A 14,168-nucleotide genomic window follows, 5' to 3' on the forward strand; every position below is an offset into this window, starting at 1 on the left:
AGGAAAACCGGACTGTATTATTTATTGATGCTCTGGCCTCCGTCGATCAGGTATTCAGCACCGGTAATGAAAGAAGCCTCATCGCTGGCGAGAAAACTGATCAGCCTGCCTGCTTCTTCCGGAGCGCCCAGTCTGCCCATCGGTACTCCTGCAACGATCAATTCCTGCATTTGAGGGTCTGCTATGCCAGCCTTTTCCATGATCTCCGTGGCAAATGGTCCGGGGCTTACACAGTTGATCCTGATCTGCCGCGGCGCCAGTTCCACCGCAGCTATTTTCATCACTGCATTGATGGCGGCCTTGCTGGCTGCATATACAGATGTACAGGGCTTTGAAGTGGAGGCGGAAGAAGAGGAAATGAGAATCACAGATGCTCCGTTCCGCAGTATTGGGATGAACCTGCTCAAAGTGAAATAAGCGCCTTTGAGGTTCAGGTCCATCACCTGATCATAAAGCTCTTCTGTAGCTGCTTCAATGCTGGTCAGTTTGGAAATGCCTGCATTCACCACCAGTATGTCCGGTTTTCCAAATTTCTCCGCAACAGCGGCCACCAGTGTTTCGATGGCGGCAATATCCGATTGGTCGGCTACGAGGCCGGTAGCACCCAGTTCTGCGGCAGCTTTCTCCACTGCATCCTTTCTTCTACCGGTGATGATCACGCGGGCACCGCTGGCTATCAGTTCTTTGGCAGCGGCATAGCCGATCCCGCTGTTGCCCCCGGTAATGAGGGCAAGCTTGCCTTGTAAGTTTGTCATGTTATGAGCGATTATTAATTACAGTTCGAAACGGATACCGGTCATGGATTCAGTGAGGTTCCACAATCGTTTAGCATTGTTTTCGTCTAATGAATACTGTTGTACGCCGCTTTTGTGAAGCTTTGCTTTGGAGGGAATGGACGGATCGGAGGAAATGAGCTCAGCGATATCGCCATCTTCACAATACACGCCACCGATGGTATCGAGAGCAGGACTGGTGGCTGCCCATACTGTAGTGGCGGCGCCCTGCAGAACCGTCTTCAAAGATGCCAGTACTTCCGGCCGCATATTGCCTTGCTCATCCAGGAAGCCCATTTTTTTGAATAATTCAACAGATGCTTCCCGGGCCAGTTCCGTTCCTGCAATGGAGCCTGGATGCACAGAGTAAGCCCTTACATTGTATTGCCTGGCGCGATTGTCTAGTTCCACGGCAAAGAGGTTGCTGGCTGATTTAGACTGACCATAAGCCTGCAGCGTTTCGTATGTACTGTGCTGGAAATTGGGATCATCAAAATTGAACGGCGACATATGATGTCCGAGTGATGAAACATTTACCACTCTTGCACCATTGGCCTGTTTGAGCGCCGGCCAGAGTTTGGCGGTCAGGTGGAACTGTCCGATATAATTGGTGGCCAGTTGTGATTCGATGCCACGGTCATCTTTGCGGAATGGCACCCACATGATGCCCGCATTATTGATCAGCAGGTGCAGCGGTCTTTTCGATGCAATGAATTTGTCTGCGAAAGCATCGATGGAAGCGGGTTGCATGAAGTCCATTGCTTCGATCTCAACGTTTGCAATTCCTTCCAGGTTCTTTTTCGCTTTTTCTACATCCCTTGCCGGAACGATCACCGTGGCGCCTGCAGCAGCAAGTGTTTTGGTGGTTTCGAGTCCGATGCCTGCATTGCCGCCGGTTACGATCGCGATCCTGCCGTCAAGGTGGATGCCTTTGATTACATCTGTAGTGGTTGATTGTGCATTGAAACCTGTTCCGATGGGGTGTTGAAGCGCTCCCTGGTAATTGTTCTGTATCATTTTGAATTTGTTTTGTTGATACAAAAGTAGAGCGCTGCGTATCAGGCGGCTTTGTTCTAAAGGCCGAATTGCTTTGTTCAAAAGACCAAATGAAATGTCAGAAACCAGCTACGAGAATGATCCTTTTGAATGCATACACGATGGGGGAAGCAGTAAAACGTTTGGCGATCCGCGCCTTGAAACTGTTTACAAATTCAGTGCTGAGTGGCTCCTCTAATTTTTCCATATAAGGAACAAGTGAAGATCCGGATATGAATTCGAACAATGTTTCAGTGGAGTTTGCCAGGATGGGATATACTTTCTGATACACCAGTACCTGCTTTGCATGGTTGCTGTAGAACAGCTGCGTATAATCATCCAGTGATAAAACAGGGGAGTGGCGGATACTATCTTTCAATACATCATAATAAGGCGCTTCGTGCACAAGTTCATACAGGAGTTGATTGAGTATGTTTTCTTTTTGTGAAGGCATTTGTACTGCCAGCTGTCCGCCGGGCGCCAGTTTGCCAATGAGCCCGGGAAAGAGTGTTGCATGATCGTTCACCCATTGCAGTGAGGCGTTGGCGTGGATCAGGTCCCATTGTTCCGGAAGCGCCAGTTGCTCTTCAATGGATCTTTGGGCGAAAGAAAGATGCTCCTGCTGTGGAGCCTGCTGTAACATTTCAGCAGAGTTGTCTATGCCCAGTACTTTATCAGGGTTGAAACGATCTGCCAGTATTTTCGTTTGTTCTCCTGTACCACAGCCGAGATCGAGGATGTTCATATGTGGCCGTCTATCGATATGACTGATCAGATCATAGAAAGGCTGATAGCGTTCCGCTTTGAACTTGTTGTATACATCGGGATTCCATGGCATAGGAAAATATTTATGTAAAGTTACCGCCAACAATGCAAAAGGGCCAACCTGCCGGTCAGCCCTTTCGTTATCTTATTGCTTATCCTAAATGCGATAAGCTTTCTTCTATGATCTTCATTTTTTCCAGCGCATCAGCTTTCTTCTTCTGTTCATTGGCCAGCACTTCAGGTTTTGCATTGGCAACGAATTTCTCATTTCCGAGTTTCTTTTCAACTGAAATGAGGAAGCCTTGCAGGTATTCCAGGTCTTTCAGGAGCTGCTCCTTCTGGTTACCGGTTTCCATTGGCTTTTCTGTAGCAATGCAGAACCTGTCTTTACCGATCACGATAGTAATGGTATTGGCAACAGTTTCGTTCACGAACACGATCTCTGTGGCATTGGCCTGCTTGCTGAGAATACTGCGCACAGCTTCATAAGCGGCCTGGTCATTGGTCTGGATATAAACAGTGATCGGGTCCTTTGGTTTCATCTGGTTCTTCTGACGAAGATCGCGGATACCGCTGATCGCATCTTTGAGGATATTCCCCTGTCGGATGATAGCGGCATCGATGGAGCCTGGGGCAGTGAATTGCTTCACACAGAGATCATCTGTTCTCTCTGCCAGCAGGTGGTATACTTCTTCGGTTACGAAGGGCATGAAAGGATGCAGCATTTGCATCAGTTCGCTGAAGTACTCAACAGTTTTGTTGTAGACTGCTGAAGACATCTGCTCTCCGAAAGGAGGCTTCACCCATTCCAGATACCAGCTGCAGAAATCGTCCCAAATAAGGCTGTATACGGTTTTCAGCGCTTCGCTCAGCTTAAAGTCCTTGTACAGTTTTTCCACTGTTGCTTTCGCATCCTGGAGGCGATTATCGAACCAGTTGATGGCGAAATTATTGGCGATATCACCACCCGGAGCCTGGTTGGCTTCCCAGATCTTCACCAGTTTCAGTGCATTCCAGATCTTGTTATTGAAATTACGGCCTTGCTCAGGCGAAGTTTCATCAAACAGGAGATCGTTACCTGCGGGGGCGGAGATCATGATACCGAAACGAACGGCATCGGCTCCTGAAGCCTCTATCAGTTTCAGCAGGTCGGGTGAATTGTTGAGCTGCTTGCTCATCTTTCTACCCAGTTTATCGCGCACCATTCCGGTGAAGTAAACATCACTGAATGGTTTCTCGTTCATGTATTCCATACCGGCCATGATCATACGCGCAACCCAGAAGAAGATGATATCCTGTCCGGTTACGAGTACGGATGTGGGGTAGTAGTAGTTGATATCGTCGTTGCCGGGACGGGTGATGCCTTTGAATACTTCGATGGGCCAGAGCCAGCTGCTGAACCAGGTATCCAGCACATCTGCATCCTGGGAGAGTTTGGCACTTGTTCCGAATTGTTTCTGGTAAGCGGCATTGGCGTCGGCTTCTGTTTCTGCTACAACGAAATTGCCTTTCTCATCATACCAGGCAGGGATCTGTTGTCCCCACCAGAGCTGACGGCTGATACACCAGTCTTTCACATTCTCCAGCCAGTATTTGTAGGTGGCCAGGAATTTATCGCCGGGGTGTATGCGCACTTCGCCGCTGGTAACGGCATCCAGGGCCTTGTCTGCCAGGGAGCGCATAGCCACGAACCACTGTGTGGAGATGCGTGGCTCAACCACGGCATTGCTGCGCTGGGAGAAGCCGGTCCTGGTCTGGTATTCCTCTTCCTTGATCAGTTGGCCGTTATCGCCCAGCATCTTCACGATGCTGATACGTGCTTCAAAGCGATCCTGTCCAACGCAGATCTCTGCTGCAGCGCTGAGTGTACCGTCTGCATTGAGGGTGTCGATGGTGGGCAGGTTATGTTTGAGGCCGAGGTTATAGTCGTTGATATCGTGAGCCGGCGTCACTTTCAGGGCGCCGGTACCGAATTCCTTATCTACATAATTATCCTGGATGATGGGGATGGCGCGGTTCACGAGCGGCACCAGCACTTTCTTTCCCTGGAGATGCGTATAACGGTCATCTGTAGGGTTCACGCAAACGGCTGTATCGCCCATGATGGTTTCGGGGCGCTGGGTGGCGATGGTGATGAAATCGGCAGTAGGCTTACCGTTCTCATCGGCCACGAAATATTTTACATAGTAGAGTTTGCCCTGTACATCGCGGTATTCCACTTCCTCATCGCTGAGGGCGGTCTTTGCGGCAGGATCCCAGTTGATCATGCGCGCGCCGCGATAGATCATGCCTTTGTTATAGAGGTCAACAAATACTTTGATCACCGCACGGTAGTAGTCGGTGTCCATGGTAAAGGCAACACGGTCCCAGTCCACACTGCAGCCGAGTTTCTCGATCTGGTGGTAGATGATGCCGCCATATTTCTCTTTCCACTCGAATGCGTGTTTGAGGAATTCCTCACGGGTAAGATCGGCTTTTTTGATGCCTTTTTCTTTTTCGAGCATCTGCACCACTTTGGCTTCGGTGGCAATGGAAGCGTGATCGCTGCCGGGCACCCAGCAGGCATTGAAGCCGCTCATGCGGGCCTTGCGGACGAGGATATCCTGCACGGTTTCGTTGAGGGTATGCCCCATGTGCAGAACGCCGGTAACGTTGGGGGGAGGGATCACCACGGTGAATGCCGGGCGGCCATCCGGTTTGCTGTTGAAATATTGTTTCGCTTTCCAGTGCTGAGACCACTTGTCTTCTGCCGAAGCCGGGATATAATTCTTACTTAATTCCATATCAGTGAATGCATCTTTAAAGGAGTGCAAAGGTAGGCATTATGGGGCTGGAAAAGAAAAAACCGGCCCCATCGGATGATGAAAACCGGTAATACATTGAGTGGACAATCAAGTAAGCGTGTAACAGAGGTCCTAGAGGCCGTACCAATAAAGGTAGGTCAGGAACATGATCAGGGCCAGGAATCCCAGCGCAATAAGAGCAACCTTTAGATTTTCCCCTAATTGATTCTGTTTTTTCATTTCTAACACGTTTTTAGTCATAACCGATAAAATTTAAGTTTAAGCGGTGTTCATGGGATACGTTGTCAGGAGTTGAATCAGTCTTTTGCTTCTTTGAACGGGGGTTCTACAGTCAGATATACGGGGTCTTTCCAGGAAGGGTTGGATGTAAAGTTAGTACAAGGTTTTTACCGGTGCAAGCCTCATTTTTTTGTTCTTCTTGCTACCTTTATAGCCGTTATGTATGCCATTGTTGATATAGAGACTACCGGGGGACATGCTGCTGGCAATGATATTACAGAAATTGCCATTGTATTGCATGATGGCGAAAAGATCGTGCAACGCTTTGAAAGTCTGGTGAAACCGGATAGAACTATTCCTTATTATATTCAATCGCTCACCGGCATCTCCACCGAAATGGTGGCCGATGCACCCCGTTTCGAAGAACTGGCGGGCACTGTGCATGATTTGCTGAAAGACCGCGTGTTTATTGCACATAACGTTAATTTCGATTATTCCTTCGTCAAACATCATCTCTCCGCTGCGGGCTATGACCTGGATGCACAAAAACTTTGCACCGTAAGGCTCAGCCGGAAAGTATTTCCCGGACTGCCGAGTTACAGCCTGGGCAATCTCTGCCGGGAATTCGGCATCAGCAATGAACAAAGACACAGGGCTGGAGGAGATGCCGATGCCACCGTGAAACTGTTCGAGCATTTGCTGCAAAACAATGCTGAGCCGCATATTGCGCAATTTATCCGTAAAAAATCTGCTGAACAATCGCTTCCGCCCCATCTGTCAAAAGATGTGGTTGACCGGTTACCTTATACACCTGGCGTGTATTACTTCCACGACATCAAAGGCAAAGTGGTGTATGTGGGAAAGGCCAAGAATCTCAAATACCGCGTACGCAGTCATTTTACACATAACGGCGCCGGCAGGCAGCGCCAGGATTTTCTCCGCAATATCCATGATGTCAGTTTTGAAGAGACAGGCACCGAGCTGATGGCCTTCATCCTGGAAAGCGTGGAGATAAAGAGGTTATGGCCCGAATTCAATCGCAGCCAGAAAAGATTCACGCCTTCGTTTGGGTTGTACCGTTATGAAGACAGGAACGGATATATCCGACTGGCCATCGATAAACAAAAAAAACACCTGCAGCCACTTTATACTTTCAACCTGTTGATCGAAGGGCACCGGCTCATGCGGAAGATGATGGAAGCCTTTCATCTTTGTCCAAAGCTTTGCTTTGTTCAAACCGATCACAGCGCCTGTGTAGGCGTGGAAGGCCAGCCCTGCAATGGCGCCTGTGAACAGAAGGAACCCGTGGATGTTTATAATGCAAGGGTGGAAGAAGCCATTGGCTATCTGGAACAATTATTGCCCAGCTTTGCCGTTGTTGGGGAGGGAAAGAACAGGGACGAGCAGAGCTGCATCCTGATGGAGAAGGGCAGGTTCTATGGAATGGGCTACCTGCCAGGCGATGCAGCCGTGAACGACCTGGAAACCCTGAAGAATTTCCTCACCCGCTATTCCGAGAATGACTATATACGCGGACTGGTGTATCAATACGTTGATCGTTACCCGAAATATAAAGTTGTTTTCCCCGGATAAATCAGAATTGCAACATAAATGATCAATTACAGTATGAAGAGAGTTCTCATTGCCCTTATCCCGTTCTTAGTTTTGGCTTGTGAATCCGCACCCGGCAAGAAAGAGGAGCCTGCCGCTCCGGCAACAAAAGAAGTAGTGAATCCCGCTGAAAATGTACCTTCTGAAAGAAAAGAAGTGAAAACAGAGCCGGTGGCCAGTTATCGTGTAAAAACTGATGATCCGCTGAACGATTTTTTCTTTGGCGTGGAATTGTACGAAACGAAAAAGACATTCCATTATCTGATGAAACTGGAGTTTGAAACCATCGATGGAAAAGATACATTGAGGCTGCCCAATTTTGGCACCATGCCTGAGCCCGTGATCAAAAAAGGGCCCGAGAAATTTTCCGCTATTATTGGGTTTATGGATAAAGACAAACAGTTCCGCGAGTATAAGAAAGTGTATGTGGTGGGAAATAAGTTGAAAGTAACGGCGCTGAAGCATTATGGGGTTTCTACCTATCAGCCTTAGCATATTTGTCTAATGGGATTTTCTCTTTCCATCATGAATAAAGAATAAACCCGAATGAAAGATTAGAGTGAAGCATCATGCATCAATGTGTGATGCTTTCTTATTTTCTTGATCCTGGTCAACAAATTCAACAAAAGAAATTATCGGGAAATTGGTAGCGGTTAAATTTGCCAGCAGAAACAAATGATCATTTTTTGAAACTGATCACCTGATCGATGCTGAGATTGAGGCTGTACACTACTTTGAGGAGATTACGTACGTTCACGTCTTCACCATCGAGCATGCGTGTAAGTGTGCTGCGGGAAACGCCGCTTTCATACGCGAGGTCGTCCAGTGAGATATCCATCTGTTTCCTTTTCTCCTTCAGGATCTTTCCGATGCGGGAAAAGATCTGATCAATATCACTATCCGACAATTGTTTTACAGTCGGTTGTTTATCACTCTTTGCCATACCACGAATTTGCCCAAATAACACAACCTGTAAAATCCTATGTTTGGAGCCTTTTATTTGAGAGTTCAAAAATAAAGATTCATATATGATACTTTTATTGAACTGTTTATCTTAACTTTACTTTCTCAAAAAGGCGTGAAATGTTTTCTTATTTGGAGGATTTGTGCGGGATGGCGCTGAATAGTTCTTCTGGTGTGGTACCGAGGCCCCTCACCACTTTGAGCAGGCTTCTGAGTGTGAGATCCTGTCCTTTTTCAATTCGGATCAGGCCGCTGCGGGAGATATTCACCTGGTAAGCAAAATCGTCAATAGTAGCATTGAGCGCTTCCCTTCTTTCCTTAAGCATTTTGCCAATTGCAAGATGGATAGCGTCGATCTCTTTGTCTGAAATGGTTTGAATAACTACTTTCTGTTTTGCCTTACGTGCCATTCTACGAATTTGCCTAATAAACCCCGTCTGTAAAATCCTTTATAATCAATCTATTATACAAAGATTCAAAAATAAAATGCATTAAACTGTACTTTAATTACGAAAAACTTTATTTTTATGCTTTAGCGTGGTCTGATTGGAGAGAGCTCTCAAGAGTTTCTGTTCCAACTGATGACTCCCTTCTCAACAATTCATTTATTTCAACTAGGATAAGTAAGGTTAAGTGGAAATGATTAGTACGGTTACCGGTATTCCTGCCGGGAACCAGCTTTGAATGAAAGGAGCCCCGTCTTGTACAAGACGGGGTTATTTTTTTGAAACAGCTATTACTTCACTCATCCAATCACGGCAACTGCTCAATCTTACTTCTTTTACTTTAGTTCCCGGCATAATTTGTAACATGATCACTTGCCGGCTTCGCAGGAGCCGGCAGATAAACCTTTACCTGTAAAACAGCGATCATGAAAAAGTTACCTCGTGATGTTCGTTCTATGATTTTCTTCCTGATGCTGGTAACACTGATGCCAGCCTGCAAAAAAAGCGGGAATACTGACGGATCCAATCCCAATCCACAAAACAAAAAAATTGAACATACCGGTAAGGCTAGCCTGTCGCAGCCAAGGTATGGATTGGTGGCCGCAGCTGCGGGAAACAAAATATTATTTGCGGGCGGTTGGACCTACAATGCCTATTCAAAGAGAGTGGATATTTACGATGTAGTCGCCAATTCCTGGTCTACTGCGGAACTAAGTGAAGCGAAAGCTAATCTGACAGCTGCTGCCGCCGGATCAAAAATAATTATTGCAGGAGGATACAATTACGATGGTGCTTCCAATGCAGTGGATATCTATGATGTCAACACCGGGACCTGGAGCAAAAAAATGCTGGACTCCAACCGATATGATCTTGCTGCTGCTGGAGCTGGTAACAAGATCCTCATTGCTGGCGGGTTTATTCCTGGTGGCGCCTCCAGGGCCGTGGATATCTATGATGTCACAACCGGGCAGTGGAGCAAGGACTTGCTCAGTGTTGGAAGAGGAAAACTGGCTGCTGCTGCCGCTGGCAATAAAGTATATTTTGCCGGCGGGCTCGGGAACGGAGATGTGAAATCCACGGTAGTGAATATCTATGATGTTTCAACAGGTAACTGGTCGGTCGCTCAATTGGCGGAAGGAAGATTCCTGCTGTCGGGCGCAGGAACCGGCACAAAAGTGATTTTTGGTGGCGGGACTCTCTCCAATATCAGTGTATCACAAAAAGTGGACATCTACGATGTGTCAACAGGAAGCACCCGCCCGTTTCAGTTGACTGAAAGTAAAACGATGGTGGCAGCCGCAGGACTGGACGATTTCATCCTCTTTGCAGGAGGCCTGTTCGGCAACAATTATTACAAGACAGTGGATATATACAATGTATCAAAAGATGAATGGACAAAACTGGAATTAAGCGAAGCCAGGGGAGGAGCTGCAGCTGCAGGAGCAGGAAATAAGATACTGGTAGCCGGCGGCGCTGCTCCGGATTATGTTGCTACTGTGGATATTTTTACAATCACGAAGTAGCCTCATTTGAAATTGGTGAGCTCAATCAATTTATTGATATCATGTATCACTATCTTCCTTCCCTTTGTTGACAATATACCCTGGTCCTTGAATTCAGAAAGAATACGAACAACGTTTTCCCTGGCGGTTCCTACAAAATTGGCAAGGTCTTCCCTGGACAGGTTGATCTCTACGCTCATACCGGGTTGAAAATTCTGTTTGTATTTTTCCCGAAGTACAATCAGCTGCAAGGCGAGCCTTTCCCGCACAGAGTGCTGACCCAGCAAGGCCAGCCGGTTTGCAAGAACAGTGAATTCATGGCTCAGTGTTTTCAATAACCGGCTGTTCAGGATAGTTGAGTGTTGAAGTGTTTTCAGGAAATCCTCTTTTGGAATGAAATCAATTATGCAATCTTCCAGGGTGGCGGCTGAATCAGGGAACCGTTCTTCCGATAAGATGGCATGATAGCCTATCAGTTCACCTGTATTGGCAACGTATATTATCTGTTCACCACCTCGTTCAATTGCTTTGTATTTTTTTACTTTTCCCTTTTTAATATAATAAATGCCGGTAGGATAGAAGCCCTCTTTGAAGATCGTTTCGCCCTTGCCATAGGAATGCTCGGTACTGTTGGCAGTTAGCATGTTGTAATCATCTTCCATCAGGTTGGCGAGTATCGACTCACTCTTGAAATCCCATTTGTCTATCGGAAAGATCCCTCTTATGCTCATGTTTTCACTCCGAAGGTTTAGAAGTAATAAAAATCACTTTTTAATGTGATAAAACAGCGTGGCAGGCCTGCAGCCTGCCGGATAACTTTGTTCAGATGAACACTGCCAAAATTACAAAAATGGAATCATATGATGGATCAGTGGTTTAGCTCTGAAAAACAGTTGCATTATTTATATCCTCCTTCAATCCGCGCCCTGGCTGCCAGGCATTGGACACCTCTCGAGATCAGTAAAATGGTAGTGGATTTTCTGGCGCCTGAAAACAACTCCCGTGTGCTCGATATCGGAAGTGGCGCAGGGAAATTTTGCCTGGCAGCAGCTTATTATAAACCATTGGCTGAATTCTTCGGTGTTGAGCAGCGTAAACATTTAGTGATCCATGCTGAAACCGCTAAAGCTGTCCTCGGAATAAAGAATGTACATTTCCTGCATCAGAACATTACGCAGGTCGACTTTACTCAATTCGATCACTTTTATTTTTTTAACTCATTCTATGAGAACCTCGAGAATACTGAAAAGATCGATGATTCAGTAACATGCTCTCCACAACTTTACAATTACTATAACCGCTGTTTGTATAAAAAGCTCGTTACCGTGGCTCCTGGAACAAGACTGGCCACTTTCCATTCAGAAGGTAAAATGATACCTCCGGAATTTCATCTGGTGGAAGAGCATGCGGCAGGGCTATTGAAATACTGGGTGAAAGAATAATTACGCGAAATCATTCGCGCTTAAATCAATCTGCATGACTTTGGTACGAAAACCAACGGATATTCACAGGTATTTTGCCAGCGAGCAAAGCTTTTGTGAATTGTATTCACCGGCAATAAGATTGCTGAACGACGTGCATTGGTCACCATTGAGGATCATTCGAAAGGCCGTGCAATTCCTGGCGAAACGGGATGGTATCAGCATACTGGATATTGGCAGCGGGGTAGGGAAGTTTTGCCTTGCCGGCGCTTATTATCAACCCTCTGTATTATTCTCCGGTGTTGAGCAAAGACAGTATCTGATCGATGAAGCAAGGCTGGCAAATGAAAGGCTGGGAGGACTGAATGTGAATTTCATTTACAGGAATTTTACGCAGCTGGACTTCAATCAATTTGATGGTTTCTTTTTTTACAATTCTTTTTTTGAGAATCTGCCCGGTACGGGTAAGATAGATAACAGGCTCGAATACACGAAAGAGTTATATGATTATTACACTTTCTATCTGAGCCGTAAATTTTCTGAGTTGCCGGAAGGGACCAGGATTGTTACTTATTGCAGCTGGGACGATGAGATGCCTTCCGGATACAACCTGGTGGAAACCCGTGAAGAAGGTTTGCTGAAATTCTGGAAAAAAGGAAGCAAACCGGATTTGTATTCACCCTGCTAATACTGATATATGTTCAGGCCCGCAATACTCGATACCATCAGGAATTATTCATCAAAAGATCTGACAAGAGATTTGCTTGCCGGGTTGATAGTAGGTGTAGTGGCTTTGCCTTTGGCGATTGCGTTTGCCATCGCTTCTGGTGTTTCACCTGAGAAGGGAATTTACACGGCCGTTATTGCCGGGTTTATAATTTCCTTCCTGGGTGGGAGCAAGGTTCAGATAGGAGGGCCTACGGGCGCCTTCATCATCGTTGTTTATGGAATTGTGCAGCAATACGGGATAGATGGTCTTGGTGTAGCCACGCTGATGGCTGGTGCAATGCTGATGATCATGGGCTTTGCAAAACTGGGAGCCGTTATCAAATTTATTCCTTACCCATTGGTGGTAGGTTTTACAAGTGGGATAGCCGTGATCATATTTTCTTCACAGCTGAAAGATCTTTTCGGATTTCCGATAGAACAACTGCCTGCAGATTTTATTGAAAAATGGAAAATTTATTTTGATGCAGCTCCGGGTGTGAACTGGTATGCCTGTTCAATAGCCGCGTTAACGCTTATGATCGTGATGGCCTGGCCTAAAATAACGCATAAGATACCCGGATCCCTGATCGCAATCCTGGTCTGTTCGGCAGTTGTTCATGTACTGGACCTGCCTGTTGAAACGATCGGCAGCAGGTTTCCTGCAATTCCTTCTTCTTTGCCCTCGCCGGTATTTCCTGATATGGATCTAGCCTCCATAAGAAAACTGGTGCAACCTGCTTTCACTATTGCATTGCTGGGAGGGATCGAATCGCTTTTGTCAGCAATGGTGGCAGATGGCATGACGGGAGACAGGCACAGATCAAATACTGAACTGGTGGCGCAGGGTGTTGCCAATATTTTCTCTGCTACTTTCGGAGGGATCCCGGCAACCGGCGCCATTGCCCGCACTGCCACCAATGTGAAGAATGAAGGCAGAACGCCTGTAGCGGGAATGGTTCACGCATTGACCTTGTTGCTGATCATCCTGTTTGCAGGACAATGGGCAGCGATGGTTCCGATGGCCACTCTCGCAGGCATTCTGGTGATGGTGGCATACAATATGAGTGAATGGAGGAATTTCCGGGCTATCACCAAAGGATCGCGGAGCGATCTGGCTGTTTTGCTTACATCATTCATCCTGACTGTTATGGTTGATCTTACGGTAGCCATCGAGATAGGATTACTCCTGGCTGTTTTTTTGTTTATGAGAAAGTTGATCCAATCCACCAGTGTAAAGATCCTGTCCATCGATAATGAGGAAAAAAACAATACAGGAATTCTGGAAAACGATAAATACCGGATACCGGAAGGGGTTGAAGTTTTTGAAGTGACCGGCCCCTTGTTCTTTGGTGCTGCATACAAGTTCAAAGATGCGATCAGGCTGGTAGGAAAACCTCCCCGCTTCCTGATCATCCGAATGAGAAATATACCGGTTATCGATGCAACAGGTATCAATGCCATCAAAGAAGTGCATAAAGAGATCAAAAAACAAGGCTCCAAACTTATCCTTTCTGAAGTTGTCCATGAACAGGTTTGGAATGAATTGAAAAGATCCAGATTGTTATTTGCTATAGGAAAAGCCAACGTGACGAAAAGTTTCGAAGGTGCTTTGAAGAGATGCATCATGTTGAAAGAAGGGGCTTAACCTGACGCCATATCCAAACAGATCCCACCCTAAGCCGTTTTCGATAAGAAAACCTGAAACCCCGCATTTGCGGGGTTTTTCATTAATAACCATTAATCGATTCGTCAATTATGATAACAATAGATCAAATATTCAATTTTAGATTTCCCTGATAAAGTCTGATAGAAATCCCGCATTTTTCGGCAGTAATTCACTTTCTCCATGGCCTACTGAACTAATTCCGCGTAAGAATTACGCAGGTCAGTTCATGGGCAGAAGAGGTCTGTTATTCCAATA

The 14,168-nt window shown here is 46.4% G+C and carries 13 protein-coding genes; 6 read left to right on the top strand and 7 right to left on the bottom strand.

The window, feature by feature from the left end; genetic code table 11:
* Positions 1-17: 17 nt before the first annotated feature.
* The 4 genes from FSB84_RS20145 to FSB84_RS20160 all read right to left on the bottom strand — a co-directional run bounded on the left by FSB84_RS20145 (position 18) and on the right by FSB84_RS20160 (position 5,356).
* Positions 18-755: a glucose 1-dehydrogenase gene (locus FSB84_RS20145; protein ID WP_130539680.1), complete on the bottom strand. Its 738-nt coding sequence runs from the start codon at positions 753-755 to the stop codon at positions 18-20.
* An 18-nt stretch (positions 756-773) separates the two neighbouring features.
* A complete protein-coding gene (locus tag FSB84_RS20150) occupies positions 774-1,790 on the bottom strand; it encodes an SDR family NAD(P)-dependent oxidoreductase (protein WP_130539681.1) in 1,017 nt (338 codons plus the stop codon).
* Positions 1,791-1,887: 97 nt separating this feature from the next.
* Positions 1,888-2,646 carry a methyltransferase domain-containing protein gene (locus FSB84_RS20155; RefSeq protein WP_130539682.1) on the bottom strand — a complete coding sequence of 253 codons (759 nt, stop codon included), beginning with the start codon at positions 2,644-2,646 and terminating at the stop codon, positions 1,888-1,890.
* A 79-nt stretch (positions 2,647-2,725) separates the two neighbouring features.
* Complete coding sequence (locus FSB84_RS20160; protein ID WP_130539683.1) at positions 2,726-5,356, bottom strand: valine--tRNA ligase; 2,631 nt, start codon at positions 5,354-5,356, stop codon at positions 2,726-2,728.
* Between the two features lie 459 nt (positions 5,357-5,815).
* Between FSB84_RS20160 and FSB84_RS20165 the strand changes: the two genes are divergently transcribed.
* Together FSB84_RS20165 and FSB84_RS20170 are read left to right on the top strand one after the other, a co-directional pair.
* The gene (locus FSB84_RS20165) at positions 5,816-7,189 is read left to right on the top strand and encodes an exonuclease domain-containing protein (protein WP_130539684.1); all 1,374 of its coding nucleotides are present in this window, start codon (positions 5,816-5,818) and stop codon (positions 7,187-7,189) included.
* A 33-nt stretch (positions 7,190-7,222) separates the two neighbouring features.
* Entirely contained in the window at positions 7,223-7,699 is a 477-nt protein-coding gene (locus FSB84_RS20170; RefSeq protein WP_130539685.1) for a hypothetical protein, read from the top strand.
* 187 nt (positions 7,700-7,886) lie between these two features.
* Here FSB84_RS20170 and FSB84_RS20175 read toward each other — a convergent pair whose 3' ends face one another.
* Both FSB84_RS20175 and FSB84_RS20180 read right to left on the bottom strand, forming a co-directional pair.
* The gene (locus FSB84_RS20175; protein WP_130539686.1) at positions 7,887-8,150 is read right to left on the bottom strand and encodes a helix-turn-helix domain-containing protein; all 264 of its coding nucleotides are present in this window, start codon (positions 8,148-8,150) and stop codon (positions 7,887-7,889) included.
* Positions 8,151-8,298: 148 nt separating this feature from the next.
* The gene (locus FSB84_RS20180) at positions 8,299-8,580 is read right to left on the bottom strand and encodes a helix-turn-helix domain-containing protein (protein ID WP_130539687.1); all 282 of its coding nucleotides are present in this window, start codon (positions 8,578-8,580) and stop codon (positions 8,299-8,301) included.
* 461 nt (positions 8,581-9,041) lie between these two features.
* Here FSB84_RS20180 and FSB84_RS20185 point away from each other — a divergent pair, with 461 nt between their 5' ends.
* Positions 9,042-10,139, top strand: coding sequence for a Kelch repeat-containing protein (locus FSB84_RS20185; RefSeq protein ID WP_130539688.1), 1,098 nt, complete (start codon positions 9,042-9,044; stop codon positions 10,137-10,139).
* 2 nt (positions 10,140-10,141) lie between these two features.
* Here the strand turns inward: FSB84_RS20185 and FSB84_RS20190 are convergent, their stop codons facing one another.
* Entirely contained in the window at positions 10,142-10,849 is a 708-nt protein-coding gene (locus FSB84_RS20190; RefSeq protein WP_130539689.1) for a Crp/Fnr family transcriptional regulator, read from the bottom strand.
* 129 nt (positions 10,850-10,978) lie between these two features.
* Between FSB84_RS20190 and FSB84_RS20195 the strand changes: the two genes are divergently transcribed.
* Genes FSB84_RS20195 through FSB84_RS20205 form a run of 3 tightly spaced genes read left to right on the top strand, consistent with a single transcriptional unit; the run spans position 10,979 to position 13,892 of the window.
* A complete protein-coding gene (locus FSB84_RS20195) occupies positions 10,979-11,560 on the top strand; it encodes a class I SAM-dependent methyltransferase (protein ID WP_130539690.1) in 582 nt (193 codons plus the stop codon).
* Positions 11,561-11,594: 34 nt separating this feature from the next.
* Positions 11,595-12,227 carry a methyltransferase domain-containing protein gene (locus FSB84_RS20200; RefSeq protein ID WP_130539691.1) on the top strand — a complete coding sequence of 211 codons (633 nt, stop codon included), beginning with the start codon at positions 11,595-11,597 and terminating at the stop codon, positions 12,225-12,227.
* Positions 12,228-12,236: 9 nt separating this feature from the next.
* Positions 12,237-13,892: a SulP family inorganic anion transporter gene (locus FSB84_RS20205; protein WP_130539692.1), complete on the top strand. Its 1,656-nt coding sequence runs from the start codon at positions 12,237-12,239 to the stop codon at positions 13,890-13,892.
* Positions 13,893-14,168 lie beyond the last annotated feature (276 nt).

Source organism: Pseudobacter ginsenosidimutans (assembly GCF_007970185.1).
GTDB lineage: Bacteria > Bacteroidota > Bacteroidia > Chitinophagales > Chitinophagaceae > Pseudobacter > Pseudobacter ginsenosidimutans.

Bases quoted from the DNA above. Each gene is read 5' to 3' on its own strand.
- FSB84_RS20200 (WP_130539691.1), top strand. From the start codon at position 11,595: ATGACTTTGGTACGAAAACCAACGGATATTCACAGGTATTTTGCCAGC.
- FSB84_RS20160 (WP_130539683.1), bottom strand. From the start codon at position 5,356: ATGGAATTAAGTAAGAATTATATCCCGGCTTCGGCAGAAGACAAGTGG.
- FSB84_RS20185 (WP_130539688.1), top strand. From the start codon at position 9,042: ATGAAAAAGTTACCTCGTGATGTTCGTTCTATGATTTTCTTCCTGATG.
- FSB84_RS20195 (WP_130539690.1), top strand. From the start codon at position 10,979: ATGATGGATCAGTGGTTTAGCTCTGAAAAACAGTTGCATTATTTATAT.
- FSB84_RS20155 (WP_130539682.1), bottom strand. From the start codon at position 2,646: ATGCCATGGAATCCCGATGTATACAACAAGTTCAAAGCGGAACGCTAT.
- FSB84_RS20175 (WP_130539686.1), bottom strand. From the start codon at position 8,150: ATGGCAAAGAGTGATAAACAACCGACTGTAAAACAATTGTCGGATAGT.
- FSB84_RS20165 (WP_130539684.1), top strand. From the start codon at position 5,816: ATGTATGCCATTGTTGATATAGAGACTACCGGGGGACATGCTGCTGGC.
- FSB84_RS20145 (WP_130539680.1), bottom strand. From the start codon at position 755: ATGACAAACTTACAAGGCAAGCTTGCCCTCATTACCGGGGGCAACAGC.
- FSB84_RS20190 (WP_130539689.1), bottom strand. From the start codon at position 10,849: ATGAGCATAAGAGGGATCTTTCCGATAGACAAATGGGATTTCAAGAGT.
- FSB84_RS20150 (WP_130539681.1), bottom strand. From the start codon at position 1,790: ATGATACAGAACAATTACCAGGGAGCGCTTCAACACCCCATCGGAACA.
- FSB84_RS20205 (WP_130539692.1), top strand. From the start codon at position 12,237: ATGTTCAGGCCCGCAATACTCGATACCATCAGGAATTATTCATCAAAA.
- FSB84_RS20180 (WP_130539687.1), bottom strand. From the start codon at position 8,580: ATGGCACGTAAGGCAAAACAGAAAGTAGTTATTCAAACCATTTCAGAC.
- FSB84_RS20170 (WP_130539685.1), top strand. From the start codon at position 7,223: ATGAAGAGAGTTCTCATTGCCCTTATCCCGTTCTTAGTTTTGGCTTGT.